This is a genomic window from Bifidobacterium callitrichidarum, from assembly GCF_003129905.1.
In the GTDB taxonomy this organism is placed as follows: Bacteria; Actinomycetota; Actinomycetes; order Actinomycetales; family Bifidobacteriaceae; genus Bifidobacterium; species Bifidobacterium callitrichidarum.
On sequence record NZ_QFFM01000061.1, the window covers coordinates 1 to 707 of the forward strand.

A 707-nucleotide genomic window follows, 5' to 3' on the forward strand; every position below is an offset into this window, starting at 1 on the left:
AACCCGATGGACGTGATCTGCCGCAACATCCGCACCGTGCGCGAGAAGATGGCCACCCGCCCCGACATCCTTGGCTGTCACCTCGAAGGCCCGTTCCTCGCCCTGAAACGCAAGGGCGCGCACGATCCGAACTGCCTCAAGGACCCGGTGCCCGAACTCGTGGGAACCATGCTCGACGCCTCGGGCGCCGACCCCGCCGCCGGCAAGATCGGCTGCATCCGCCAGATCACCATCGCGCCGGAGCTTGAGCACGGCATCGGCGCCATCCGCCAGTTCGCGGCCGCCGGCGTGGTGCCCGCGGTCGGCCACTGCGACGCCGACTACGCCACCGCCCAGGCCGGCTTCAACGCGGGCGCCGGCATCATGACCCACATGTTCAACGCGATGAACGGCCTGCACCATCGCGAACCCGGCCCCATCCCGGCCGCCGTGGAGGACCCGCGCGTCACCATCGAGCTGATTAATGACGGCTTCCACGTCCAGAACCCGATGGTCAAACTCGGCTTCGGACTGGCGCCCCACCGCATCGCGTTCGTCACCGACGCGATGGCCGCCACCGACTGCCCCGACGGCGCGTACAAGCTCGGCGAACTCGACGTGAACGTCATCGACGGCCACGCTCGCCTCGTGTCCAACGGCGCCATCGCCGGCTCCACGCTCACCCTGGAGGTCGCGGTCCAGCGCGCGGTCAACGAACTCGGCTTCAG

General features: G+C 69.0%; 1 protein-coding gene. It reads left to right on the plus strand.

Annotated features, from left to right (window positions below):
- Positions 1-707, plus strand: a 707-nt coding sequence (locus DF196_RS13105; RefSeq protein ID WP_421728502.1) for an N-acetylglucosamine-6-phosphate deacetylase, incomplete at both ends; no start/stop codon positions are given.